We start from the raw sequence: 26,278 nt of genomic DNA on the forward strand, positions 1-26,278 counted from the left end.
GCGCTGAAGTCAATGGCAAGCAGCTACGCTGTGGCCGTCCATTTTACTATATAAAGTTGGTTGAAAATGTTGTAATAACTTTTACACAATATTATGGACTTGACTAGAAAGTCCTGAAAGAGGTACCTATTCGCTGTGAATAGTGCCCTTGAGTGGGGAAAATCCTGAAAGAGGTACCTATTCGCAGTGAATAAAGCCCTTGAGCGGGGAAAATTCTAAAACAGGTAACTATTCTCCTGGAATAAAGCCCTCGAGGCGAGAAAATCCTNAACTATTCTCCTGGAATAAAGCCCTCGAGGCGAGAAAATCCTAAAAGAGGTAACTAATTGCTGTGAATAAAGCCCTCGAGGCGAGGAAATCCTGAAAGAGGTACCTATTCGCTGTGAATAGTGCCCTTGAGTGGAGAAAGTCCTGAAAGAGGTACCTATTCGCCTGGAATAAAGCCCTTGACTGGGAAAAATCCTGAAAGAGGTACCTATTCGCAGTGAATAAAGCCCTTGAGCGGGAAAAATCCTTAAAGAGGTACCTATTCGCTGTGAATAAAGCCCTTGAGCGGGAAAAATCCTGAAAGAGGTAACTAATCGCTGTGAATAAAGCCCTTGAGTGGAGAAAGTCCTGAAAGAGGTACCTATTCGCAGTGAATAAAGCCCTTGAGTGGAGAAAGTCCTAAAAGAGGTACCTATTCGCAGTGAATAAAGCCCTTGAGAGGGGAAAATTCTAAAACAGGTAACTATTCGCCTGGAATAAAACCCTCGAAGCGAGAAAATCTCTGAAAGAGGTACCTATTCGCAGTGAATAGTGCCCTTGACTGGGAAAAATCCTAAAACAGGTAACTATTCAATGAGAATAACGACCATAACTCGAGAAAATTCTTATAGAGGTACTTATTCGTCGCCAGTATGATTAAAGTTCCTAGGAATTTTGCTTCTATAGAGAATTAGAATCCAAATTATTATAGTAAAGGTTAGCTGGCTTGTGCTACTAACCTTTTTCTCTGTATAATAATATACACACTGTATTTTAGGGGGGGAGATCAAATGCCTAAAGGGGAAGGAAAGTTAATTGCGCAAAATAAAAAAGCTTCTCATGACTTTTTTATTGAGGATACGTATGAAGCAGGAATTGTTCTTCAAGGAACTGAAATTAAATCAATTCGTGCTGGTAGAATTAACTTAAAAGATTCATTCGCCCGTATTCATCAAGGTGAGCTTTACTTGCACAATGCGCATATAAGTCCGTATGAACAAGGAAATCGTTACAACCATGATCCATTAAGAACACGTAAGCTATTATTACACCGCAAAGAAATTAATAAGTTAATTGGTGAATCTAAAGAACAAGGATATTCCATTGTTCCATTAAAAATGTATTTTAAAAATGGTTATGCGAAAGTGTTAATTGGACTTGGTAAAGGGAAGAAGAAATACGATAAGCGTGAAGACTTAAAACAAAAAGAAGCGAAACGTGATATTGAGAGAGCTTTCCGTGAACGCCAAAAATTGTAAGCTCTCAAACCCTTGATAAATAAGTCATAGATGTTATAATAATAACTGTAACACCGAGTGTACAACTATTCCGAGTACCCGGAATACGATGAGTATATGCGATTAAATTCGCAACTTATCTTTTATCATGGGGACGCTACGGATTCGACAGGGATAGTTCGAGCTCAGGTTGCGAGTCGAGGGGATCGTCCTCGTAAAAACGTCAAAGCCAATAATAACTGGCAAAGAAAACAACAACTTCGCTTTCGCTGCTTAATAACAGTTGATTGCGGTTCCTCCCTCCATCGCCCATGTGGTAGGGTAAGGGACTCACTCTAAGTGGGCTACGCCGGAAGTCCTCCGCTTGGGGACCATGGAAGAGAACAATCAGGCTAGCGCTCCGGATGCCCGTCGATAGGCGGAAAGAGACGCGAAATAATAATATATCGACTACACTCGTAGATGCTTGAGTGACGATATTTCTGGACGTGGGTTCGATTCCCACCGTCTCCACCAAATACATATTTGGTGGTTTTTATTTTTGTGATTTTATCCATATATTTACCAATCTGAAATAAAATAAATCGAATGTGAAAGAACTGTAGAGTCTAATCTTCTACAGTTCTTTTTTAATAATTCAATGAAAAATATTTGATTACTAATTACAAATTATAAACCCTAATCATAGTTTAATAAGATTATTTAAGATAATTCGACAAAAGTGGAGTTTTCCCTTCTTCTATTGCAGGTTATTCCTATGGAACAGCGAATATAGTTATATAAGTCATAAATCGGAATGAGGTGTGAGACAAATGAACATCCAAGCTATTTTCATAGATAGGGACGGGACAATCGGTGGAGGAAAGGAAGTTCTATATCCGGGAGAGTTTCAACTTTTTCCACATGTGGCTAACTCTATACAGCAATTAAAGAATGCAGGTGTTTTAATTTGTTCTTTTACAAATCAACCAGGAATCTCTCGAGGAGAAGCTACAGTCGACAGTTTTTTCGAAGAACTTATTAACTTTGGTTTTGATAATGTTTATCTTTGTCCACATCAACATACAGAAGGTTGTCCATGTAGAAAACCTGCTTCTGGAATGCTACAAAAAGCCGCAAAGGAAAATATTTTGGATTTGCGGAAATGTGTAGTAGTCGGTGATCGCTGGACGGACTTAGTTGCAGCAGACGAAGTTGGATGTATAAAAATACTAGTGAAAACCGGCAGTGGCGAAGAGGCTTATCAAAAGTATATTCATAATGAGTATTTTGGTCGCTGGGCAGAAGTGACTCCTGATTTTGTAGCAAAAGATTTCAATGAGGCGGTTAGGTGGATAATCAATATAGGTAATGCTCATGAATGAGAAAGGATAGTGAAAAATGGCTGGTTATATCCAAGAACTACGAAAATTAATCGGGAGTAGACCAATCATTCTAATTGGATCGACAATAATTGTGATGAATGATGAAAACGAAATTTTATTTCAACATCGATCTGATACTAAAGAATGGGGCTTACCAGGTGGGGCAATGGAATTAGGGGAAAGCTTGGAAGAAACAGCTGCACGCGAGTTATATGAAGAAACAGGATTAAGAGCAGAGCAGTATAAGTTCATCGATATTTTGTCAGGAGCAAACCTTTATTATCAATATCCAAATGGTGATGAAATATTTAATGTAATATGTGTATACATTGCAGAAGGGGTAAGTGGTGAATTAGCAATAAATGATGATGAAGGCTTGGCTCTAAAGTATTTCTCTCTACATAACTTACCAAAAAATATGGATGAAAGAGCGAAATTGATTTTAGAGAAGCATTATATCTAAACTTGGAGGTTGAAAAATGACACTAGCAGTCATTTTTGATATGGACGGAACACTATTTCAAACAAATAAGATATTAGAGCTATCACTAGAAGATACATTTAACTATTTACGAAAACAAAATAAATGGGATACCGTAACTCCTATTAATACATACCGAGAAATAATGGGGGCGCCTCTACCAATAGTTTGGGAAACTTTATTGCCTAATCATTCTCTGGATGTAAGAAAAGAAACCGATACCTACTTCCTTCATAGCTTAATAGAAAATATACAAAATGGAAAAGGTGCATTATATCCGAAAGCGAAAGAAACTTTCGAATTTTTGAAGGAAATGAGTATGAAATCTTTATTGCAAGTAATGGGTTGATAAAATACTTAAAAGCAATTGTAGATTACTACCATCTTGACGATTGGGTAACTGAGACATTCAGTATTGAACAAATTAATATGTTGAATAAATCAGACTTGGTTCAATTCATCATAAAGAAATATAAGATTACGAATGGGGCTGTAGTTGGAGATCGACTATCAGATATACTAGCAGCTAAAAATAATGGTTTATTTTCAATTGGATGTAGTTTTGATTTTGCTAGAGAAGATGAGCTTGATCAAGCAGATTTTGTGATAGATGACTTACTACAAATAACATCGATTCTAGTAAAATAAAGAAATAACAATTAGTGGGCATTGATATTCGAGCTGTATTTCTAGACCATGATGTCACAAAGGCTGGTAATAAACTATTGGGTACCAAAAGAATTGATACGAGTGCAATGTAGAAATAATCATCCGAACTACTGCATATCCTAAACAGAAATGATTCGATTGATTCATTTCTTTGGTTCCTTCGTTTGTTAATATTAAGTAGTTAAACTGAAGAAGAAAGGATGATACATATGTTTAAAAAAATCGCTGCTGATGCACTTGGGTTATCAGATATTGGGAAAATTATTTCACCTGCTGATTATGATAAAACCGATGCTGATGATTACGTAATGCATGAGGATAATGAAAAAATTTATTTCCTAATTAAAACAAAAGCAGATGAGTATTGCTTTACGAATTTAGCATTAATTCATGTAGATGGAGATAGTGCTATTTCGTCGAAAAGAACATTGAAGCGCTATACGTATTCTCAACATAAGATTTCTAATGTGTTACTGGAAACAGCCGGGAAGATTGATATGGATGTAGAGATAAAATTTCATATAGGCAATCAACAATTTGATATTGATGTTAGGAAGGATCAAATTGAACAACTGAAGGACTTATATAAATCACTCCTTCGCATTGCAGAAATTACGCATCATAATGAAATTTACACAAATATGGCAACACAAAGTCTTGATAAAGCGGTCAGTGTATTGCAAAATTCGAGAACAGACGATAGTCAACTAGCGGATACGTATAAAGGGCTAACGGAGTTTGGTTTTGAATGGTTAGCTTCGACACGTGAAAAATATCATACTTCTGATTTTGGTAGTGTTTTTGAAAAATATATTAATAATTAGAAATCGAATCACCTTATCTGATAAGGTGATTTTTTTATTATTACAGCTTTAGCAAGTACTTACATAAATATTCCTAAATTACCCATACTGAGATTAATACTTTAGATTTAATAATGAGGGATAAACTATGTCATTGTGGAAAAAGAAGAGGAATCATCTTAACAAGCAGAAAAAGAATAACCAAGTTCCACATGTCCAATTAGAGAAATATGAGAATAAAGAAGTAAGCGGTGACTTATCTGAGACAATCGCTTTTATCAATAAGGTAATAGGAGAAAATACGGACTTCATCGTACGTAAGATTACCATTTTCGGTACATTTAAAGTTGCGGTATTTTATATATCAAATTTAATTAACGTATCGAGTGTTAATGAAGACGTATTAAGGCCATTACTTTATCCACCACAACATGTGAATGTAAAGGAAATAAATAACTCAAACATCATTCAGTTGCTTGAGGAGGAAGTGCTATATCATAGTGAAATTAAACAAGAGTCTAAAGTGAATGAACTTATAGAAGCTATGTTATCAGGTGAAACGGTAATTGCTATTGATGGAGTTCAAGAAGCATTTCGTATTGATACTCGTGAAGTAGAGAAACGATCTATCACTTCTCCAGAAACCGAACAAGTAATCATTGGTCCAAGAGAAGGGTTTATTGAAAGATTAGGAACAAATATTGGCTTATTACGGTATCGTTTACCATCATCAGATTTTTGTGTGAAAACGATGACGGTTGGCAGAATTACTAAAACAAAAGTTGCTATATGTTATTTGAAAGGGATCGCAAATCCAGTATTAATAGAAGAAGTCGAACAACGACTAAAAAAAATTGATATTGATGCAATTCTCGACGCCGGTTATCTCGAGCAATTTCTTGAAGACAATCATTTAACACCCTTTCCACAAACATTATTAACAGAAAGACCAGACAGTACTGTTGGTAATTTGATTGAAGGTAGAGTTGCTGTACTTCTGGATGGATCTCCATTTGCATTACTCGTTCCTGTTGTCTTTAGTCAATTCTATCAAGCATCCGAAGATTATTCATCAAGATTTGTATTAGGTAGTTTTATCCGGCTTGTTCGGATGCTAGCACTAGTATTCTCTCTAGTCTTTCCTTCACTTTACGTTTCCTTTATATCATTTAATCCAGAATTACTACCTACTGAATTTGCAGTTGCGGTTGCAGGTGGAAGGGCAGGAGTACCATATCCAGCAGTAGTTGAAGTTTTGATAATGGAAGGAGCAATGGAAATACTCCGGGAAGCAACCGTCCGCTTGCCAAAGCAAATTGGTGGGGCATTATCTATTGTTGGAGTGTTAATTATCGGTCAAGCAGCTGTGGAAGCAGGTCTATCGAGTCCAATTACTGTTGTAGTTATAGCAATGACAACAATTGGTTCTTTCGCTACACCAGTATATGGAGCATCCTTTGCGTTAAGAATGTTACGCTTTCCTTTGGTAATCCTTGCGGGTATTTTTGGTCTTTATGGAATAATGATTGGTCTAATTGTGATATTAAATCACATGTTGTCTTTAAAATCGTATGGTATTCCATATATGAGCCCAGTTTCTCCTGGAAATCCAGAGGGAATGAAGGATGTCATCATTCGCTTTCCGTTTCAATGGATGCCGAGAAGACCAATCATTTTTCATCCTGAAAATGATATTCGAGTCGGTATGAATAAAGAAATTCAGACAGAATCGAACAACCCTTTAGACATACCTCTTGAGAATAAAGGAAAGGATGACCAGAAAGGTGACAAAGACAAAGGAAATAACACTAGTACAAACGGCAACAATACTAATTAGTACGGTTATTGGTGTTGGAGTATTACGATTGCCATTAATAGCTGTTGAATACGGAGATACTGCCGCTCCAATCCTTACATTCGTAGCTACTATCTGCTCTTTTATTATGCTTATTGTACTTTGTAAACTCGGTATTCGCTTTCCGAATCAAACAATTATTGAATATAGTGAAGAAATTGTAGGGAAGTGGCTAGGAAAACTATATAGTATTGTCGTAATTGTTTTTTTTATGATATTAACTGGTTTAACCTCTAGAGAATTTGGGGCTGTAGTCGTTACAGCAGTGTTGAAAGAAACTCCTATAGAGGTAACAGTTATTGTTATGTTAGTATTAGCAGCAATTTTTACTCGAGATGATTTGAATACATTTACGTATATTCACAATTTTTATGTTCCTGCTATTTTAATACCAGCTATCATAATAGTAGCTGTGTCATTAAAAGATGCCAATGCACTGTATTTGCAACCGATAGTAGCAACAGTGGATAAAGACATGATTACTGGAGTTTTGACAATTACAGCTTTATTTCAAGGTGCATTTATTATGAGCTTGATTATTCCGTATATGCAAAAAGAGAAAAAAGCTATAAAAGCAGCTTTTTGGGGTATTTTGATTTCAGGTGGACTATATGTAATGATCGTTATTGCTTCCTTGGCAGTATTTGGACCGGAGGAATTAAAAAAAACAATGTGGCCAACGCTTGAATTGGCGAGAGCTACATCATTACCCGGGAATTTATTACAAAGGTTAGATGTAGTCTTTTTAGCGGTTTGGGTAACAGCTGTCTTCACAACGATATTCTCAAGCTATATGTTTACTGTATATTCAATGAGCAAATTTTTAAAATTAAAAAATCATAAGCTATTTACTTTTTTTATCCTCCCTATCGTGTTTGTGATTGCAATGATTCCCCAGGATACGGTTGAAATGTATCAGATTATTAGTATCTTTGGGAGACTGGGACTCATTGCTACAATAGTTATTCCAATATTACTTTTGTTCATAGCAAAAATAAGAAAACTTAAAGCGATGGGAGAGTGAAATATTGTGTCCAAAACAATAATTCGTTTATATTTTATCATTCTCCTATTTATTCCGATGTTATCTGGTTGCTGGGATAGTTTAGATCTCGAAAAGAGAGCAACCATTCTTAGCATTGCTATTGATAAGGCTGATCCAGATGCAAACGTAGAACATATAACTCATTTTAAGGAAGAAAGCAGTTCTACTGACCAAGAAATGATACGATTAACAGCACAGATTTCTGTTCCAGGACGAATTCCTCTAGGTCCAGAAACTGGTGGTGGTGAAAAGGAGCCTGTATGGGTACTCACATCTTATGGACATACACTAGAGGATGCATTGCTTAATTTACAACAAGAGCTAGCTGATGATTTATTTTTAGGACACTTGCGAATTATTGTGATTAGTGAAGAATTAGCGAAAGAAGGAGTTGAACGCTTTAATGATTATTTGCGTAGACAGCCAGAAGTGCGAAGAACCGCATGGCTAGCTATTTCTAAAGAAGAAGCGGCCAAATACATGGATATAGCTCCTAAACTAGAACGTGTTCCAGCATTATACTTAACGAGTATGGTGTCAAATGCAGTAAATTTAGGGAAATTTCCAAATGATACGATTGGATTGTTTTGGCGAACACTTTCCAGTAAAGGAAAAGATGCTTATCTCCCCTATTTAGAAATCAGAGAAAATGAAAATGTTCAAATAAATGGTCTTGCTTATTTTAAAGGTGATAAGATGCTGGGGAAGATTGACCCGATTGAAATTGGGTTATATATGGCTGTAGTCGGCGAAAAAGAAGGGGGATATGGGGCGTTAGTTAAAATACCAGGGACGAATGATGAAGTGTTAATTCGCGCGGTCCGAAGAAAATCGGAGATCAACTCCAAAATAAAGAACGGGAAGCCGAACATCCATGTGAAGATTCGTTATGAAAGTGAGATACAAGAAAATGAGAGTGTTACAACCGAATTAAATAATGAGAAAGTCCTACGTCAATTAGAAAAACAAGCAAATAAGGATACAAAGAAAAACGTAGAGAAACTAATTAATACTTTAAAAAGTAAAGAATCAGATGTATTTGGGTTTGGTGAATACATTCGTGCAAAACATCCTATTTATTGGAAAAGAGAGATACAGACAAAAGAAAATTGGGCAACCTTTTATAAAGATTTAGATGTAAGTGTTGAAGTAGATTCACATATACGTGGGGTAGGTATTAAAGCGAAGTAAATTTATGTTGCCAACTAAAAAGGGAGGTACTACTAAATGCTTGATATAGGATATACCTATTACCTCATTTTTTTACTTATTTTAACAGGTGTAATGATGATGATAGTGGATGTAAAAGCGTATAATAAAGCAAAAATGAAAAGGGAAAAGAAATATGCAAAGATTTTAGGATGGGTAAATATTATTCTTGGTGTAATGATATACATTGCTAATTTGACCTATGAAACCTGGTTTTGGTAGTCCCTTTTTATGTTAGCTAGGATATTAGGAGGGCTTTCACAAGTCGCTTGCAATATATATCGAGATAGGCAACACCGAAAAAGAAAAATGGAGCAAAGAAAATATGCACTTTCTTTGCTCCATTAAAATATCATTTAAGTTTACTAGCAGCTAATGTATCTAACAAAAACGTGGCACCAGCATGTGTTTGGAAGTGTGATACTGGAACATCATCACTTACTGGACCGTGAATGGCAACCTTTACGATATCTGCCTTTTCTTCACCATTAGCTACTACAAATACTTCTTTACTTTGTAATAACGTCTTCATCCCTAATGTGATGCCTTTTGTAGGGATAGGATGATCATCTGTAAAATATTTTTTGCTTTGTACTAATGTTCTTTCATGTAAATCGATAACGCGAGTCGGAGCGTTTGCAGAACTACCTGGCTCATTAAAGCCAACATGACCGTTCATTCCAATCCCAACAATGGCTAAATCCAGTCCTCCCATATGCTCGATAATCGCGTTATAGCGTGCTGCTTCAGCGTCTAAATCTTTTGCCTCTGAATTAAACGTAAAAATTCTATCTTTACTAATTCCTGTTGGCTCGTAGAATAATTCAGTAATTTGCTGATAACAGCTGAACGGCGAACTTAATGGGATACCTAAATATTCATCCAGCGTAAACCAATTAATAAAGGAGAAGTCTGCTTGTCCAGCTTGATGTAAATCAACAAGAGCCTTATACATTCCTTTCGGTGTTGTACCAGTTGGTAGACAAATATTTACTTCCTTTTTTTGTTTAGACAGCTCCATAATGGCTTGTGCAGCTGCTAGACTCAATGACTCGTAATCACTTTTTATTACTAGATTCATGAAAAGACTCCATTCTTTGTTGTTTGTTAACATGCTGTTTTCGATAATTAGAAGGGCTAACACCAACTAACTTCTTGAAAACCAGGTTAAAATGAGTGACATTTTTATAACCTACTTTATAGGCTATATCAATAATCGAAAGATTGGACATGAGCAAATGTTCGATTGCCATTTGTACACGTTTATTTGTGATAAATTCAATGATAGAGAACCCAGTATTTTTCTTAAATTCACTGCTTAAATACGTAGTAGAAACTCCTACCTGTTGTGCGATTTTCTCTAGTGTAATATCTTCTTGAAAATAGAATTGATTCATATAATCCAATGCCATCGATACAATTGGTTTTAACTTTTTCCGGGAGTGATGCTTAAGTGCACCATCGTCACTTTTTCCATACGCCCTTTTTAATTCGATTAATAACCATTGAAGCAATGAGGAAATTGCTGATAAGGTATAATCATCCTGATTCTCGTACTCTTTTAAAAGATGCTGAAAACTTTGTTCCAATTTTTCCTTTAGCTCTTTATCCGTATGGAGCTGATGGGAAAAATCAGAAGGGCGATGAAAAAATGGAGACAATAGGTCGTCTGCTGAATTAGAGTAACCATTTTGGATAAAGGAGTGATCAAATATAATTACAACGGCATCAAATCCTTTATCATCAACTAATTGGCTTTTATGCAATTCATTCTTACCAATGACAAATAGGTCACCTTTACTAAATTTATACAGCTTATTTTCAATAAAATAATTACCAGATCCATCTAACACATAAAATATCTCGAGAAACTCATGCCATTCAAAGGGCATTTTCCAATTTCCCTTATTTTTATATATGGATATCTTAAATGGAAAGGAAAAGTCCTTTGATAATTCGATTACTTGTTTTGTCGTCACAATATTTCACCCTAGTTATTAAATAAAGGTAAAAATTCCTTATGTGTTTCTAATAATTCATCTAACGTCTTTTCTGCGGCTGATAGACTATGAACAACAGGATCGACTAATAATGCTTGAAGAGCTTTTTGTCTGTCACCCGTTACAGCTGCATCTACTACTAAACGTTGAACGGATATTTGCATTTCACAAAGAGCAGCAATTCCATCAGGCAAGTCACCCATTGTTAATCCTTGAATCCCATATCCACTTACTAATGCCGGTACTTCTACAATTGCATCATTGGATAGATTCGTGATACAACCGTTATTCGGGATATTCACTGCTTCTACATATTCGTTTCGATTTTCAACGATAGCGCGAATAATCTTAAAGGCAATCTCACCAGATGGTTGTGTTAATAGATCTCCGAGTTCATCCGTTCCATCTGCTAAGCGAGTTAGTTTTTCCCACATCTCATTACGGTGGTTATTTGCCCATTCAAAATTATAGCCTTCAAGTCCAGCATCTTCCCAAGCATAAGCTAAATATTCACCAATATGATCGTCACTTGGCGCTGGCCAATAGCCAAAGTGGCGGAACATCTTCCGTGATAGTGGGTCATGTGTTTCACCTAGTTGGGCTTCTTTTTCACGTAATTCAGGGTATAAGTCCTCACCAGTTTTCTTATCGCGAATATCAAGGAGCCATAATAGATGGTTCACTCCACCAACTTTAATGTCAATGTCCTCACGATTTCGTCCTAAAATGTCTGCAACTCTATCTCTACCCATCATTGCTCCATGACATAAACCTACTGCTTTAATATTTGTATATTTATTGATTGCCATACAAATTCTGCTTTCAGGATTTGTAAAGTTGATCAGAAGAGCATTCGGACATAATTCTTCCATATCACGGCAAATATCTAAAATTATCGGAATGTTACGGAGTGCATGTGATAGACCACCTGGGCCACCATTTTCCCCTAGTACTTGTTTTATATCATTTTTAATTGGAATTTCCCAATCTTTTTTCCATAATTCATCACGTTTCATTGCAATGGAAGTAATAACGAAATCAGCATCGTGTAATGCTTGACGACGATCTGTCGTACTTTCAATTATAAGTCCAGTACCCGCCTCTTCATTCATTCTTTTCGCTAGACGAGTAACAATATCTAAAGTTTCCGCATTAACATCAACTAAAACTAGTGTACTACCTTTTAACTCTTTCATTTGAATAGCATCCCGAAGTGAACCTGGACCAAATGAAACACTACCCGCTCCAATAATGACAATTTTAACTGAACGCATCTCAATTCCTCCAATTGTTTGTTATACTGTCATTACTTACATTATACGTTAGTAGAATTGGAATCTAATGATTTTTTTGGAAAAACTTTAGATATTTTTAGGTATTAAATGAAGTGATTGACATTCTATATCTATATATTTATTCTTGAGAGAATTTAGGGACATAGGAGGATGATTTGCTTGTCAGATTTATTAATAGTACCCAGGCCACAAATATGTGAATTCAGTGGTGGTCACATAACAATTAATTCATCGTGGGAAATTACTTGTACAGATTATCGAGTATCACAAGTTGGAATTGAATTGCAGGAACTACTACTAGCGCAATTACATATACAAGTTCCACTTTATAAGACTGGAAATTCGCAGATAAACTTAGCGTTGAATGAGTCTTTACAAGAACAAGAATACAAACTTGTTGTTGAAGAAGCTTCCATTCAGATTATGGGTGGCTCTGTACTAGGTGTACACTATGGATTTGTTACGCTAAAGCAAATAATCATGCAGTCTGGTTCCTCACTTCCAATTCTTAAAATTCATGATTGGCCTGCTTTTGAAGTAAGAGGATTTATGCATGACATTGGTAGATTAAAAATACCAAAAATAGAAACGGTTTATCGAATGATCGATATGTTAAGTGACTTGAAAATTAATCAATTCCAGTTATATATGGAAGGGTATTGCTTTGAATATGAACAATATAAGCAGAATTGGCCAGAGGCAACCCCTATTACGAAGGAAGAAATGCAAGCAATTGATCGATATGCGAAGCAGAAATTTATTGAATTAGTACCGAATCAAAATAGTTTTGGGCATATGGAAAAGTGGTTAAACAATGATGCATTTTCATATCTTTCTTTATATGAAGAATCAGAGGGGAATCGTGGTTCTACTCTAGATCCGACAAATCCAGCTTCCTTCCATTTTGTTCGTAATCTATTTAATGAATTACTTCCCGCATTTAGTAGTAATAAAGTGAATATTAATTTTGATGAGCCTTTCGATCTCGGTCGCGGAAAGAGCAAGGAGTTAAGTGATGAAGTTGGAGTCGGCAATGTTTACGTCCAATTCTTTGAAAAACTGTATCAACTTTTAGCGAAAGAACATGGAAAGAGCGTCATGCTATGGGGCGATGTTTTAATGAATCATCCTGAAATGCTAGATAGACTGCCGAAAGATATTACATTATTGGACTGGGGCTATGATCAAAAAATGAAAACTTTTGAAAAAAATGGCCCGGTATTACAAGCGTCAGGCATCGATTTCTATTTTTGTCCTGGTACGAGCGCGTGGCATTCCCTTGCTGGCAAAACGGATAATATGATGAACAATATAGAGGATGCTGTTTGTGCAGGGAAAAAGTATGGAGCAAAAGGGATATTAAATACGGACTGGGGTGATGTTCATGGCAATTGGCATTACCTACCTATTAGTTACCCGGGAATGGTATATGGTGCTCAACTTTCTTGGAATGTAGAGAATAAAGGGAAAGCAGATTTAGTGAAATACTTAGATCGTTTTATTTTTAGAGATGAGCAAGAACAAATTGGACAGTTATTGCTTGATATAGGTAATTACTTTCAACTTGAGGGCTATGACCTTCATGATGCAACAATGACATACAATACTTTAACTAATGGCCTTTTATCAGCTGAAAAGGATAGGGAAATTTATCTAGATAATCTTTGGGCACTGCGTGAATATTTCGATATCCATTTTGATCAATCTGTTTTAAATCACTATGATTTCGCTGGCTTTCGAAAACTAATTGCTGATGCCAAAATACGTTTAGAACAATCGGTACTTCAGTGTGACGACAAAGAAATAGTATACATGGAAATACAAAATACAATTCGTTTCATAGAACATGCGGTTACATTAAAAGAAATGATTAAGAAGGACGAGCAGAATCCGACGAGATTTGAGAAAATGAAATCTCATTTACTAGAAATACTTTCCGCCCACGAACCACTTTGGAGATACAGAAACAAAGGCGGAAACTACGAAATAAGTATAAAAACGCTTCAATCACTTTTAACGCAATATGAAGATATGATAGAAAATGAGAAGCAGTCTTAGTTAGGCTGCTTCTTTCGGATGTCAACGCAAAAAAATAACTGAATTTCATAAAATTACCCGTAGTCCATCAATGAAACGGAATCAATACCCACACTAAAAAATCCTCTTACTATTATAATTTTTCATTTCCTTTTTCAGAAGAAGGTCTATAATAGATGGATAGAATGATATTTTTATGATAAAAATGAGGGAATTCCCAATGAAGAAGCAACAAAATGTTGCATTTTTAACTTTAGTTAATTTTTTTATTCCATTAAGTTTATCCGCTACGTTAGTGACCGTTTCGCATGTAATTATTAATAGTACGTTAGCGAGGTCTTCTAACCCAGCAGTAGTGATTGCTAGTTATTCGGTTGCGATGAGTTTATTTGGTATTTTTGAACGATGTGCTGTAATATTACGGCAAACTTGTGCAACTCTTGTAAGAGATAAGCATTCGTTTAAGCTAGTCTCGCGGTTAACGATGTTTGTGTTGGCAGCAATATTAATAATCAGTTTAATTATTGGTTATTCTCCAATAGGAGACATGTTTTTTCTTAAAGTTCTTGGTGTGAAGGAACATATGCTGGAGCCAACACTATCCGCTTATCGTGTGTTGATGTTCGTGACCATTTTCTCCGGGATTCGTTGTCTTTATCAAGGTGTAATAATCACCAATTTGAAGACAAAATGGCTCACCATTGGTATGATATTCCGACTTGTATTCATGGGTGGATTAGCATGGGTGCTATTACATTTTGGTTTAGTGGAGCATGGCTATATTGGCTCGATTATCTTTTTAGTCGGGATGGTTGTGGAAGCAATTGTCAGTTTTATAGAAGGGCGTTCCATCGTTAAAAAGATTCCTGATAAAAAACCTGACCATCATGTGGTTCATTCATCGCAAGTGCGTAAGTTCTATTCGCCATTATTAATGGCATCGCTCATTGCGGTTATGATATCACCTGCTATCAATGGGGTCCTAGGTTGGAGTAAAGATGCCGAAATTGCGATTGCATCATATGCCGTTGCTTTTTCGATTTTGAATTTACTTCTTAGCTTTGCATCTTATCTCCACCAAATAGTGATAAATTTTTATGAACAAGATGCTAAACTTGTTCTGCGTTTTACGATGATTTTTAGCTTAATACCTACTTTATTATTAATTGCAATTGCTTTTACTCCAATTGGCGCTTGGGGCTTACAACACATAATGGGTGTTTCGGGTGAATTACTAGATCAAAGTTTAAGAGCATTGAAGTTTTTCATTGTGTTCACATTATTCTTCCCTTGGCTTGATTACGTAAATGGCGTATTAATGCTGAAAGGGCAGACAAAAGTAATGACATTCTCGCAAGCCGGAAATGTGATTACAACCATCACATTTTTAATCGTTCTAATTCTTTTAATCCCAAATGGAAGTGGCTATATCGGTGCATTGGCGCAATCACTAGGCGTCATGGTAGAAGCCTCGATTGCATTCATCATGTTAAGAAGATACATGCATAAACCATTATTAAAAATTAGAAAACTATCATAAACGAAAATGGGAGTTATTGAGTTATCTAAAAGACGACTCCATAACTCTTTTTTGTATATATGTATAAAGAATTTACTAAAGTTAAATACTATCTTGTTTTACGATAATTGAAAAAAACAGCAATATTTTACCCTATTACCGCATATTTTTACCATTGAGTGTAAAGCGGTTTCATTCTACTATAGATAATAGACATAACTGTAAAAAATTTTATTACATACGATGGGGAGGAAGTTAAATGTCCAAAATTACTTTTCTAGGAGCGGGGAGTACAGTATTTGCCAAAAATGTACTAGGTGACTGTATGCTTGTTCCGAGTCTTCAAGATTTTGAGTTTGCACTGTATGATATTGACCTTGAAAGATTAAAAGATTCCGAGAATATGTTAAACAACTTAAAAAACACCACAAAATCCACTGTAAAGATTAAAGCCTATACAGATAGAAAAGAAGCGCTTCGTGGTGCAAAATATGTTATTAATGCCATTCAAGTTGGTGGCTATGATCCATGTACAATTACTGACTTTGAGGTTCCAAAGAAATATGGATTAAGACAAACAATTGCCGACACAGTTGGTATCGGTGGTATCTTCCGTAATCTACGTACCATCCCAGTTATGTTAGATTTTGCAGAAGATATGCAAGAGGTTTGTCCAGACGCTTGGTTTTTAAACTACACCAATCCAATGGCAGTGTTAACTGGAACAATGATTCGTTATGGTGGTATTAAAACTGTGGGTCTATGTCACAGTGTCCAAGTTTGTGCCGACCACCTTTTACGCCATTTAGATATGCCAACAGATAATGTACAATCAAAAATTGCTGGAATAAATCATATGGCTTGGCTATTGGAAATTACTCGCAATGGGGAAGATCTATATCCTGAAATCAAAAGACGTGCTGCAGAAAAACAAAAAACGAAGCATCACGATATGGTGCGCTTTGAGCTAATGAAGCGTTTTGGTTATTACGTAACAGAGTCTTCTGAGCATAATGCAGAATATCATCCATATTTTATTAAGAGTAATTATCCAGAGCTTATTGATCAATTGAACATACCATTAGATGAGTATCCACGCCGTTGTGTAAATCAAATTGAAGGCTGGAAAAAGATGCGTGATGACCTAGTGAATAACAAAAATTTAGAGCATCAGCGCTCACATGAGTATGGATCTTATATAATTGAAGCAATGGAAACAAATATTCCGTTTAAAATTGGAGGAAATGTTCTAAATAAAGGTAGATTGATTAGTAACCTACCAGAAAATGCTGTAGTAGAAGTACCTTGTCTTGTGGATAGCAGTGGTGTGACTCCTACTTATGTTGGTGATTTACCTGAACAGCTTGCCGCACTAAATCGTACTAATATTAACACTCAATTACTAACAATAGAAGCTGCGATCACAAGAAAGAAAGAGCATATCTATCAAGCGGCAATGCTAGATCCACATACAGCAGCAGAACTTTCCATGGATGATATTGTAGCGCTTTGTGATGATTTAATAGAAGCACATGGTGATTGGTTACCATCCTATAAATAAGGGGCTGCTACAAAAGAATAGAAAATAAATTAAAGCCAAATTATCCCTTGAAATTTTTCAAGATAATTTGGCTTTTTCTTTAGACACATTAATTTACAAGAAGGGCTTCCTGTTGTCTCTGAAAGTGCTGTAATTACTAGAGAAAAAATACTATGAATATAATTAGCGGAGGAAATACACGAAGACTCCTGCGGGATGTACGGTAGCCGGTAGACCCCACAGGCGCGTTTAGCGCCGAGGAGGCTTCCGAACCGCCCGCGGAAAGCGAAGTGTATTTCCGCAGCGGTAATGTTGCACTAACATTGTTCTCCACTTTTTCTTAGTTAAAATAGTTTTGACACAGCCACTTAACTCTACCCTTTTTCAATATTAAATTTTTAAGGGAATTTAATATAAAACATTTGACACATAAAGTTGATTTATGTTAAATTATTAGTTTTTGATATTTTATCACCCGAATGGTATAATAGAAGTAATACAGATGGGGGTGGCTTATTTGTTCCAAGTTGGCGATAAAATATTTTATCCAATGCACGGGGCAGGTGTAATAAAAGCTTTTGAAGATCGTGAAATTCAAGGTAAGGTTCAGAAATATTGTATTCTAGAGATTCCATTAAATAATATGGATATTATGATTCCGATGAAGAAGTTGGAGTCCTCCGGAGTTAGAAAGTTATTAGATAAAGCTACTATGAAGGAAATAATGGATGAATTTCGACAAAGTGAGTCAAACGAAATACTTCCATGGAAAGAAAGATATAAAACAAATATGGAGAAAATTAAATCAGGGGATATGCAAGATACTGCTGATGTTGTCCGTGATTTGATGAATCAAAGTAAAGAAAAAGTGCTAAATTCTAGCGAGAAACAAATGTTGAATCATGCAAAAGATTTCTTGGTAAGTGAGCTTACGTTAGGTGCAGGCTTATCAGAAAGTCAAGCGAATGAGTTACTACAAATTTCAAGCTAAAGGTATCTTTACTACGCTCTTAATCGAGCGTATGTATTCTTATTTTAAATGTACATAGGATATAATACACCAAGCCTAATGCTAAATTCGCCAATTGAATAAATAATCACCGGAACCCAATTAGAGGGTTCTTTTTTTTATCAATTTTTATATTACGTGTTAAAATGACCGTATAACAAAAAGAACGAGGGATGAACATGGATAAGCCGCGCATATTAATTGTGGAAGATGAAGAAAAAATTTCTCGAGTTTTAGAATTAGAGCTAACCTATGAAGGATATGAGACAGGAAAAGCATTCGATGGTTTGGATGCTTTAACTTTATATCGTGAACAAGAATGGGATTTGATTTTATTAGATATTATGCTCCCCGGGTTAAGTGGGATTGAAGTATTACGTCGAATTCGTACTGGTGATACAGAAACACCTGTTATTTTATTAACAGCAAAAGATTCGGTAGAAGATAAAGTATCTGGTCTTGATTTAGGAGCAAATGATTATATTACAAAACCTTTTCAAATAGAAGAGTTGTTAGCTCGTGTACGCGTGGCATTGCGAATGAATGCTCAAAAATCGGTTCCAGCTGATGAAGTAGATTGGCTGCAAATCGCTGATTTAAAGTTAAATGAAATGACACATGAAGTCTTCAGAGGTGATACGTTGATTGAACTAACTCCTCGGGAATTTGATTTACTAGCGTATTTAATGAAGAATGCGACCCATGTGTTAAACCGAGATCAATTATTAAATGGTGTGTGGGGGTATGATTATTACGGTGATACAAATGTTGTCGATGTGTATATTCGCTACTTGCGAAATAAAGTAGATAAACCATTTGAGAAAAAACTAATTCACACAATTCGTGGAGTTGGTTACGTCATAAAGGAAACGCCATGATGATCAAAAGGAAAATAAACCTCTATACATCGGTTATGTTTATATGCCTATTAATCATCATAAATAGTGCTATCTATTTCACATTCAGTAAAATGCTGTATGAAAGTGAGTTGGATCGCACTTATTCTGAAGTAATAAGAGTGGCAAAAGGAGTAAATCTCGGTTCGAATCAAATTCCGATGAATGATTTACTACGTGCATATGCTCCGATTGATGGAATGTTGCAAATTGTAAATGCAGATAGTAAAAGAGATGGAGCAGTTACATCCCCGGGCCATGAATATCTTATCGAGCAACCCATCACTTTTTCAGGAAAAGAAAATAGAAAAATTGTGAAATACAATGAGATTCCCCATTCATTCGTCTCCATTCCAATGGTTTGGGAGAATGGAGAAATTGTCTCTCTTCAAGTAACACAAAACTTAGAAACCACTGCCCAAAACTTAAAGACATTAAGTTATGTACTGATTATCGTAACTATCCTTGCTGCGTTACCAGTACTTCTATCTACTCATTTATTAAGTAAATTTATTACTCGACCAATTACAACGATGACTACTACAATGAGTGATATTAGAGGAAGTGGAAAGTTCAAAATGCTCGATTTACCTAAAAAATCGAATGATGAATTGTACCAAATGGGAGAGACATTCAATGAAATGATGGGGCAATTAGAAAGTAATTATGAGAAACAGGAGCAGTTTGTTTCAAATGCCTCTCATGAATTGAAAACGCCCCTTACGGTTATTGAATCATATGCTAGTTTATTGAAGCGGAGAGGAATGGAACAACCAGAACTTTTTCATGAATCAGTTGATGCGATTCATAGTGAGGCTATAAGAATGAGGGAATTGACGGAGCAATTATTAAATTTAGCGAGGAATGATCAACAATGGTCATTAAATAAGGAAGATATTTCCCTTGCAGATTTAGTGAAAGCTTCAGTCCGTTCTTTTACAAATGCATTTAACAGAGAAATAGAATTAACAATCGATCATAATCCCGTTATTCATACGGATGGTCAAAAATTGAAACAATTATTATATATATTTTTAGATAATGCTCGTAAATACAGTGAGGATAAAATTATGGTTTCCATAAAACAAGTAGATGAGAGTGCGGTAGTCGCTATTACGGATAAAGGAATAGGGATACCTGCTGCGGATCTACCTAAAGTCTTTAATCGTCTATATCGAGTGGATAAAGCAAGAACGAGAAAATCAGGTGGATTCGGTTTAGGTCTTTCTTTGGCAAAAGAAATCGCAGATGCTATTGATGCCAATATTAAGTTAGAAAGTATCGAAGGTTTAGGGACAACAGCAACAATTTCTTTCGGATTAGTAAAATCTCATTAAATTCTCATTTTCATTTTATATGATGGAGTAAAACATACAATCGGAGTGATCATATGAGGAAATTTTTCAAATGGAGGTATGCAATTGCCGGAGTCGCTCTCTTTATATTGGGCTTTGTTTTATGGCAAGTCTCTAGCACTTTAACGTCAGCGGAGCCAATAACTGCTGCGGACGCACAAGAACTTGTTCAAGATATATATAAAGGTGAGATTGTTGAAATAAAAGAGGAAGGTAATGTGTATACAATCAACATTCAATTGGATACAGGGATATATGAGATAAAAATTGACCGTAAATCAGGTAATGTTGATTCTATGACAAGGATAAGTAAGGATACACCAGTAACAGATGATAAAGAAAAACCAACAGATAATGATAACCCAACAGATAAACCTCAACAACCCGAAAAGGAATTAACACTTGATGAAGTAAAAGAAATTCTAATTCAACAGCAAAAAATTGATATTAAAAAAGTGGAAAAGAAAATCGAAAATAACAAATCAGTTTATCGTGCAGTAGTTCAACAAGATAATAAGGAAATAAATTATACAGTAGATGCAATTACTGGTGAAATAATCAATACAACTACAAAAGAAGTAACTCAACCTAATCCAGAGCCAAAGCCAAAGAAGAGAATTACAACAGAAGAAGCAAAAGCGATTGCGTTAAAGGCTGTAAAAGGAGTTATTGATGATGTCGAATTGGAAGAAGACGATGGTATGAATTATTACCTCATCGAAATTGAACGAAATGATGATGAAGAAGCAACTGTGCAAATTGACGCTATTACTGGTGAAGTTATTTCTATTGTTTGGGATGACTAAAGCAATTCTAATATAATTCTCATCAATTTCTCATCTTTCTATCCAACAGTCCTCATTTTACTTGGATAAGATGTAATTAATCAAACAAGGGAGGATACAAAGATGAAAAATAAATTAGTTATTATAGGTGCAGCAGGATTAATTATATTAGGTGGAGCAGTTGGAGCATTTGCAAACTCAAATCAAGTAGAAGATGAAAAAAAGAATGTTATCTCTATGGAAGAGGCTGAAAAAATAGCAAAGACTGAAGTGGAAGGAAACATTGAAAACATCGAATTAGAAGAAGATGATGGTCGTTTAATATACGATGTAGAATTTGAAGATGGTAAGAAGCTTGATGATGCTGAAGTAGAAATTGAAGCTGAGACAGGGAAAGTGTTAGAGATTGATCAAGATGATAAGGAAGTTAAAAACAATAAAGTAAATACAGATGTTAAAAATAATCAAGAAACTAAAATAGAAAAAGATGACGATCAAGATGATAAGAAAGTAACTACGAAGGAAACAAAAAAGAGAATTACAAAGCAAGAAGCAATGAACATCGCAACAAAAAATACTCCAGGTAAAGTAACGGAAGTAGAATACGATGACGGGTACTATGAAATTGAGGTAAAAACTAACAATGCAGAAGTAGAATATAAAATTAGAGCTACTGATGGGAAAATTGTTAAAAAAGAAACAGATCGAAAAGATGACAGACAGTCAAAAAAGAAAATAAGTAAACAAGATGCAATTAATATTGCAACAAAAAATGCACCTGGTAAAGTTACAGAAGTAGATTATGATGATGACGGATACTATGAAATTGAAGTAAAATCAGGTAACACAGAAATAGAATTTAAAATTAGTGCCTATGATGGCGAAATAATTGAAAAAGACGTTGAGCGTGACGACGACTAATAGTAAAGAGTTAGAAAAGAAATGGGAACAAAACGATTTGAGCTGAATGTAAATCCGAACAATGTAAGTGTTGCTATACCGCTTCGGAAATACACTTCGCTTTCCGCGGGCGGCTAATGAGCCTCCTCGGCGCTAAACGCCTGCGGGGTCTCATCGAGGCCGTGCCCGCGGAAAGCGAGTGTACAGAAGCGAAAATCAACAACAGAGTTTAACAGAGCTAACTTTTTAAAGCTTTATTTCCATGGTAGGAGTCTTCGTGTATTTCCTCCGCTGGTAACTTTAATTCATATAGATGATAAGAAAACGACCGAACTATCTAGCATTTTTATTCATAGATAGTTCGGTTTTTGGCTTAGGCTAAATTATTTTTCCAGTCTATTAAATACGATGTCTCATTCAGTTTTAACAACTTTATTAACATTCGAATTTAATTATACGAAGAATTAAATTCTAGAATTGCAAAACCATATGCATCTAGTTTTATCGTTTTACTAGTTTGTGCTTGGCCGGAATATAGATTGATAGGTTTTAAGTCAGCATATTCCTGTGGAAGACTAAAACTTCTTTCTTTATTTGATACATTGAAAGCAACTAAGATTTTTTTATTGTTAGATGCTTTCACAAATGCAAACCCATTTTCTCTAAAAGATATAAAACGAAGGCTCCCTTCGTTCGCAAGTAATGGTTCCTGTTTCCTTAATTGGATGAGTTTTTGAATATGAGAAAACATATCTCTGTCTTGTTTAGAAATATCCCACTCCATACATTTTCTACAACCAGGATCACCATCACCATCCATCCCAATCTCATCGCCGTAATAAATACAAGGTGTCCCTATAAAGGTTAGTAAGAAGGTGAAAATTTGCTTAACTTTCCGGATATCTCCATCGCATTCATGTAGTATTCTTGGTGTATCATGACTTCCGACAAGATTAAATGCACTTGCATTAACTGTTGCTGGATACATGTGAATCACTTTCGTCATCTTAGAAATAAATTCCTCTGAAGTTATTGTTCTATTTGCAAATAGTGCTAAAACGTTTCTTGTCAGTGGATAATTCATGACCGCATCAAATTGATCCCCTCGTAACCAAGGCATCGCATCATGCCAAATCTCTCCAAGAATATATACATCTGGTTTAATTGCTTTTATTTGATTACGAAAATCTCTCCAGAATGTATGGTCAACTTCATTTGCAACATCCAATCTCCACCCGTCTATGTTGAATTCTTCTACCCAATAGCGCGCCACTTTCAATAAATAATTTCTTACTTCTGGATTTTGAGTATTAAGTTTTGGCATGTATGGTGTAAAAGCAAATGTATCGTAGTTGGGTAATGGTTTTGTTTGAATGGGAAATTCACGAATATGGAACCAATCTTTATACTTAGAATCTGGACCGTTCTTCAAAACATCTTGAAAGGGAGGGAAGTAAAATCCAGAATGATTAAACACTGCGTCTAGCATTACTTTAATCCCATTTTTATGGCAAATGTCTATAAGCTTTTTCAATGTTTTTTTATCACCAAATTGAGGGTCAATTTCTAAATAATCAATTGTGTCGTATTTATGATTAGACTTTGCTGTAAAAAGAGGTGTGAAATAAATACCTGTAATTCCGAGGTCTTTTAAATAGGGAATATGATCGATAATCCCATCTAAATCGCCTCCAAAAAAATTATCAGGTTTTGGAGGAGTACTCCCCCAAGCTAATGTCCCTGGTACATCATTCTTTTTATTACCGTTCGCAAATCTTTCTGGGAAAATTTGATACCAAACTGTATCCTTTACCCAATTTGGTGGTGCGAACACTTCCGTAGAATGAACAAAAGGAAATGCAAAATATTTATCTGTCTTATTCGGAGGGATGCTATAGAATCCATCTTCTCCCAAGAAAACGCTTTCCTTTTTGTTCGAAAGCTGAAAGCCATATCTTAAACGCCTAGTTGGAGTAGTAATAAGAATTTGCCAATAATCATAATGTTCATCACTACCTGTTTTCTCCATAGCAGCGCGATCATTACACCATTTTCCATTTGTCCAGTGATAGGGATCTCCATGAATTAATTGAATACGGTCTATTTCTCCTTTTCCCGTCTTAATCATGATACATACGTCATAATTTGAGCAAACGTAAGCATAATTATCAGTAGCTCTATGAAGGATTGCCAATCTGTTCATTTTCTTCCCTCCAAATAGTGGTATTTTATATTAATTTAATCGATGGTACTAGTGAAGTCAATAAAACAATGTAATATTCAAAATAGATAAAAAAGGAGTTGACAGCACTTTATGGAAGGGCTTACAATAAATCATAAGTTGCGAAAGCGTTTGCGCAAATACATTTTTCTTATAGTAGAAAATTCTTGATACAGGAGATGATAGGGTGAGGGTAAAAAATCCGAATATATTTCTCGTTGTTATCATGACAATTACTTTATTGTTAAGTGGATGTATGAAGAAGGAAACGGAGAAGAGTGATTCAACTAATAAAGATCTATTAAGTCTAGATCCTCATGGTGTGTATTACGAGATATTTGTACGCTCTTTTGCAGACTCAGATGGTGATGGAATCGGTGATTTGAATGGTGCAATTAGTAAATTAGACTATTTAGTTGATTTAGGAATAGAAGGTATATGGTTAATGCCAATTAATCCCTCGCCTAGTTATCATGGCTATGATGTTACTGATTATCGAGAAATAAATCCGGAATATGGTAGTTTACAAGATATGAAAAGGTTTGTAACAGAAGCTCATCGTAAAGGGATAAAAGTTATTATGGATTTAGTGATAAATCATACAAGTAAAGAACATAAATGGTTTCAAAAAGCGTTAGCAGGAGAAGGAAAATTTAAAGACTATTATGTATGGTCTGATGAAAATACGAATATATCTGCATTAGGTGAATGGTCACAAAAAGTTTGGCATGGATCAACAGACGAAAAATATGAGGGGATTTTCTGGGATGGAATGCCAGATTTAAATTTTGATAACCATGATGTCAGAGATGAAATAATAGATATAGCAAAGTATTGGTTAGAGGAAATTGGTGTGGATGGATTTAGATTAGATGCTGCAAAACATATATATTCTGAAAGTAGCAGCAAAAATGCCGAAGAGAAAAATCATGAGTGGTGGCGTGAGTTCCGTGAAGTTTTGGCACAAATAAATCCTGAAGTAATCTTAGTTGGTGAGGTGTGGGATTCAGCCGCAATAGTAGCTCCTTATCTCGATGAAGGTTTAACTTCAGCTTTTAATTTTGATCTTTCTACAAAAATATTAGAATCCGTAAAGCAGGAAAACGACAACGGGATTGTTACGACATTAATACGCACACGTGAATACTTTCATAAAATTTCTAACGGCAAATTCATTGATTCTATCTTTCTAACAAATCATGATATGCCTAGAGTGATGACGGAGCTGAATGGTAATATCGATCATGCCAAAATGGCTGCATCGCTGTTACTCACCTTACCTGGGAATCCTTTTCTATACTATGGAGAAGAAATTGGATTAAAGGGACCTAAGCCTGATGAAGAAATAAGGGAGCCTTTTATTTGGAAAAAAAATAAAAATGCACCAGAACAAACTACTTGGCAAATAAGTAAACATAATCGTAATGGGGAACAAGTTGCTGTCGAAGCTCAAATGGAAGATGAAAGTTCATTGCTGCATCATTATCGTAAAATGATTCGTATCCGCCGTTCAAATACAGCTCTTAGAGCTGGAGAAATTGAAAGGGCTTTCACTAAGGTGGATGGAATGGTGAATTTTAAAAGAGTGAATGATGGAGATGAAGTGCTAGTGCTCCATAATCTCACAAATGAAAATAAGAGTTTCTTTTTGGCTGAACAGGAACAAGAATTTTCATCTGTTCTTGATAAAACAGATGAAAAAGTAGAAATAAAAAAAGAAGGGAATAAGGTATCAGTTTTAATGCCTCCCTATACTTCTTTCATTTTAAGAAAATAATGAAGGCTATTAATCTATGTTTTATATCTAAGTG

General features: G+C 35.4%; 21 protein-coding genes, 1 other RNA gene and 1 pseudogene. 19 read left to right on the top strand and 4 right to left on the bottom strand.

Going from position 1 to position 26,278, the window contains the following annotated elements; all coding sequences use genetic code 11:
• The first annotated feature begins 1,037 nt into the window (after positions 1-1,037).
• The 10 genes and pseudogenes from smpB (at position 1,038) to ACFPM4_RS07190 (ending at position 9,132) form a co-directional block, all read left to right on the top strand.
• Positions 1,038-1,505: an SsrA-binding protein SmpB gene (gene smpB / locus ACFPM4_RS07145; protein WP_144923927.1), complete on the top strand. Its 468-nt coding sequence runs from the start codon at positions 1,038-1,040 to the stop codon at positions 1,503-1,505.
• Between the two features lie 129 nt (positions 1,506-1,634).
• Positions 1,635-2,000: a transfer-messenger RNA gene (gene ssrA / locus ACFPM4_RS07150) on the top strand.
• Positions 2,001-2,296: 296 nt separating this feature from the next.
• Positions 2,297-2,848 (top strand): HAD-IIIA family hydrolase, encoded by a 552-nt coding sequence (locus ACFPM4_RS07155; protein WP_382349483.1) that lies wholly within the window; start codon positions 2,297-2,299, stop codon positions 2,846-2,848.
• Between the two features lie 16 nt (positions 2,849-2,864).
• Positions 2,865-3,311 carry an NUDIX hydrolase gene (locus tag ACFPM4_RS07160; protein ID WP_382349486.1) on the top strand — a complete coding sequence of 149 codons (447 nt, stop codon included), beginning with the start codon at positions 2,865-2,867 and terminating at the stop codon, positions 3,309-3,311.
• Between the two features lie 13 nt (positions 3,312-3,324).
• Positions 3,325-3,977, top strand: a pseudogene (locus ACFPM4_RS07165) (HAD family hydrolase); the annotation flags it as partial.
• Between the two features lie 230 nt (positions 3,978-4,207).
• Complete coding sequence (locus tag ACFPM4_RS07170; protein ID WP_382349489.1) at positions 4,208-4,822, top strand: PH domain-containing protein; 615 nt, start codon at positions 4,208-4,210, stop codon at positions 4,820-4,822.
• Positions 4,823-4,949: 127 nt separating this feature from the next.
• On the top strand, positions 4,950-6,638 hold the full coding sequence (locus ACFPM4_RS07175) for a spore germination protein (protein WP_382349492.1): 1,689 nt from the start codon (positions 4,950-4,952) through the stop codon (positions 6,636-6,638).
• The gene (locus ACFPM4_RS07180; protein WP_382349495.1) at positions 6,586-7,680 is read left to right on the top strand and encodes a GerAB/ArcD/ProY family transporter; all 1,095 of its coding nucleotides are present in this window, start codon (positions 6,586-6,588) and stop codon (positions 7,678-7,680) included. Before ACFPM4_RS07175 ends, ACFPM4_RS07180 begins: the two co-directional genes overlap by 53 nt.
• A gap of 6 nt (positions 7,681-7,686) precedes the next feature.
• Positions 7,687-8,892, top strand: a complete 1,206-nt coding sequence (locus ACFPM4_RS07185) for a Ger(x)C family spore germination protein (protein WP_382349498.1) — start codon at positions 7,687-7,689, stop codon at positions 8,890-8,892.
• Between the two features lie 36 nt (positions 8,893-8,928).
• Complete coding sequence (locus tag ACFPM4_RS07190) at positions 8,929-9,132, top strand: CLC_0170 family protein (RefSeq protein WP_144927263.1); 204 nt, start codon at positions 8,929-8,931, stop codon at positions 9,130-9,132.
• A 130-nt stretch (positions 9,133-9,262) separates the two neighbouring features.
• Here ACFPM4_RS07190 and ACFPM4_RS07195 read toward each other — a convergent pair whose 3' ends face one another.
• From ACFPM4_RS07195 to ACFPM4_RS07205, 3 genes are read right to left on the bottom strand one after another with little or no spacing between them, the layout of a single operon-like run.
• Positions 9,263-9,991, bottom strand: coding sequence for a glucosamine-6-phosphate deaminase (locus ACFPM4_RS07195; RefSeq protein WP_382349501.1), 729 nt, complete (start codon positions 9,989-9,991; stop codon positions 9,263-9,265).
• Positions 9,969-10,889 (bottom strand): AraC family transcriptional regulator, encoded by a 921-nt coding sequence (locus tag ACFPM4_RS07200; protein WP_382349504.1) that lies wholly within the window; start codon positions 10,887-10,889, stop codon positions 9,969-9,971. The genes ACFPM4_RS07195 and ACFPM4_RS07200 overlap by 23 nt, the downstream gene beginning before the upstream one ends.
• Before the next feature lie 11 nt (positions 10,890-10,900).
• Positions 10,901-12,184 (bottom strand): family 4 glycosyl hydrolase, encoded by a 1,284-nt coding sequence (locus ACFPM4_RS07205; protein ID WP_382349507.1) that lies wholly within the window; start codon positions 12,182-12,184, stop codon positions 10,901-10,903.
• Positions 12,185-12,364: 180 nt separating this feature from the next.
• Between ACFPM4_RS07205 and ACFPM4_RS07210 the strand changes: the two genes are divergently transcribed.
• The 8 genes from ACFPM4_RS07210 to ACFPM4_RS07245 all read left to right on the top strand — a co-directional run bounded on the left by ACFPM4_RS07210 (position 12,365) and on the right by ACFPM4_RS07245 (position 22,267).
• Positions 12,365-14,263 (top strand): family 20 glycosylhydrolase, encoded by a 1,899-nt coding sequence (locus ACFPM4_RS07210; protein WP_382349510.1) that lies wholly within the window; start codon positions 12,365-12,367, stop codon positions 14,261-14,263.
• A 199-nt stretch (positions 14,264-14,462) separates the two neighbouring features.
• The gene (locus ACFPM4_RS07215) at positions 14,463-15,782 is read left to right on the top strand and encodes a multi antimicrobial extrusion protein MatE (RefSeq protein ID WP_382349513.1); all 1,320 of its coding nucleotides are present in this window, start codon (positions 14,463-14,465) and stop codon (positions 15,780-15,782) included.
• 238 nt (positions 15,783-16,020) lie between these two features.
• The gene (gene melA / locus ACFPM4_RS07220; protein WP_382349515.1) at positions 16,021-17,322 is read left to right on the top strand and encodes an alpha-glucosidase/alpha-galactosidase; all 1,302 of its coding nucleotides are present in this window, start codon (positions 16,021-16,023) and stop codon (positions 17,320-17,322) included.
• Between the two features lie 481 nt (positions 17,323-17,803).
• Positions 17,804-18,292, top strand: a complete 489-nt coding sequence (locus ACFPM4_RS07225) for a CarD family transcriptional regulator (RefSeq protein ID WP_382349517.1) — start codon at positions 17,804-17,806, stop codon at positions 18,290-18,292.
• Positions 18,293-18,489: 197 nt separating this feature from the next.
• Positions 18,490-19,188, top strand: a complete 699-nt coding sequence (locus tag ACFPM4_RS07230) for a response regulator transcription factor (RefSeq protein WP_382349519.1) — start codon at positions 18,490-18,492, stop codon at positions 19,186-19,188.
• Between the two features lie 35 nt (positions 19,189-19,223).
• Positions 19,224-20,543, top strand: a complete 1,320-nt coding sequence (locus tag ACFPM4_RS07235; protein WP_382349521.1) for an ATP-binding protein — start codon at positions 19,224-19,226, stop codon at positions 20,541-20,543.
• 53 nt (positions 20,544-20,596) lie between these two features.
• Entirely contained in the window at positions 20,597-21,367 is a 771-nt protein-coding gene (locus tag ACFPM4_RS07240; RefSeq protein ID WP_382349523.1) for a PepSY domain-containing protein, read from the top strand.
• Positions 21,368-21,469: 102 nt separating this feature from the next.
• The gene (locus ACFPM4_RS07245; protein WP_382349524.1) at positions 21,470-22,267 is read left to right on the top strand and encodes a PepSY domain-containing protein; all 798 of its coding nucleotides are present in this window, start codon (positions 21,470-21,472) and stop codon (positions 22,265-22,267) included.
• A gap of 427 nt (positions 22,268-22,694) precedes the next feature.
• On the opposite strand, the gene ACFPM4_RS07250 is transcribed toward ACFPM4_RS07245, so the two are convergent.
• The gene (locus tag ACFPM4_RS07250; RefSeq protein WP_382349526.1) at positions 22,695-24,449 is read right to left on the bottom strand and encodes an alpha-glycosidase; all 1,755 of its coding nucleotides are present in this window, start codon (positions 24,447-24,449) and stop codon (positions 22,695-22,697) included.
• A 205-nt stretch (positions 24,450-24,654) separates the two neighbouring features.
• Here ACFPM4_RS07250 and ACFPM4_RS07255 point away from each other — a divergent pair, with 205 nt between their 5' ends.
• The gene (locus tag ACFPM4_RS07255; protein WP_382349528.1) at positions 24,655-26,244 is read left to right on the top strand and encodes an alpha-amylase family glycosyl hydrolase; all 1,590 of its coding nucleotides are present in this window, start codon (positions 24,655-24,657) and stop codon (positions 26,242-26,244) included.
• Positions 26,245-26,278: the final 34 nt, after the last annotated feature.

The organism is Lederbergia graminis (assembly GCF_042655485.1).
Taxonomy (GTDB): domain Bacteria; phylum Bacillota; class Bacilli; order Bacillales; family Bacillaceae_C; genus Lederbergia; species Lederbergia graminis.

Coding starts and splice junctions, on each gene's coding strand:
- ACFPM4_RS07195 (WP_382349501.1), bottom strand. CDS start 9,991: ATGAATCTAGTAATAAAAAGTGATTACGAGTCATTGAGTCTAGCAGCT.
- ACFPM4_RS07155 (WP_382349483.1), top strand. CDS start 2,297: ATGAACATCCAAGCTATTTTCATAGATAGGGACGGGACAATCGGTGGA.
- ACFPM4_RS07205 (WP_382349507.1), bottom strand. CDS start 12,184: ATGCGTTCAGTTAAAATTGTCATTATTGGAGCGGGTAGTGTTTCATTT.
- ACFPM4_RS07230 (WP_382349519.1), top strand. CDS start 18,490: ATGGATAAGCCGCGCATATTAATTGTGGAAGATGAAGAAAAAATTTCT.
- ACFPM4_RS07240 (WP_382349523.1), top strand. CDS start 20,597: ATGAGGAAATTTTTCAAATGGAGGTATGCAATTGCCGGAGTCGCTCTC.
- ACFPM4_RS07190 (WP_144927263.1), top strand. CDS start 8,929: ATGCTTGATATAGGATATACCTATTACCTCATTTTTTTACTTATTTTA.
- ACFPM4_RS07175 (WP_382349492.1), top strand. CDS start 4,950: ATGTCATTGTGGAAAAAGAAGAGGAATCATCTTAACAAGCAGAAAAAG.
- ACFPM4_RS07250 (WP_382349526.1), bottom strand. CDS start 24,449: ATGAACAGATTGGCAATCCTTCATAGAGCTACTGATAATTATGCTTAC.
- ACFPM4_RS07225 (WP_382349517.1), top strand. CDS start 17,804: ATGGGGGTGGCTTATTTGTTCCAAGTTGGCGATAAAATATTTTATCCA.
- ACFPM4_RS07235 (WP_382349521.1), top strand. CDS start 19,224: ATGTTTATATGCCTATTAATCATCATAAATAGTGCTATCTATTTCACA.
- ACFPM4_RS07170 (WP_382349489.1), top strand. CDS start 4,208: ATGTTTAAAAAAATCGCTGCTGATGCACTTGGGTTATCAGATATTGGG.
- ACFPM4_RS07245 (WP_382349524.1), top strand. CDS start 21,470: ATGAAAAATAAATTAGTTATTATAGGTGCAGCAGGATTAATTATATTA.
- melA (WP_382349515.1), top strand. CDS start 16,021: ATGTCCAAAATTACTTTTCTAGGAGCGGGGAGTACAGTATTTGCCAAA.
- ACFPM4_RS07215 (WP_382349513.1), top strand. CDS start 14,463: ATGAAGAAGCAACAAAATGTTGCATTTTTAACTTTAGTTAATTTTTTT.
- smpB (WP_144923927.1), top strand. CDS start 1,038: ATGCCTAAAGGGGAAGGAAAGTTAATTGCGCAAAATAAAAAAGCTTCT.
- ACFPM4_RS07160 (WP_382349486.1), top strand. CDS start 2,865: ATGGCTGGTTATATCCAAGAACTACGAAAATTAATCGGGAGTAGACCA.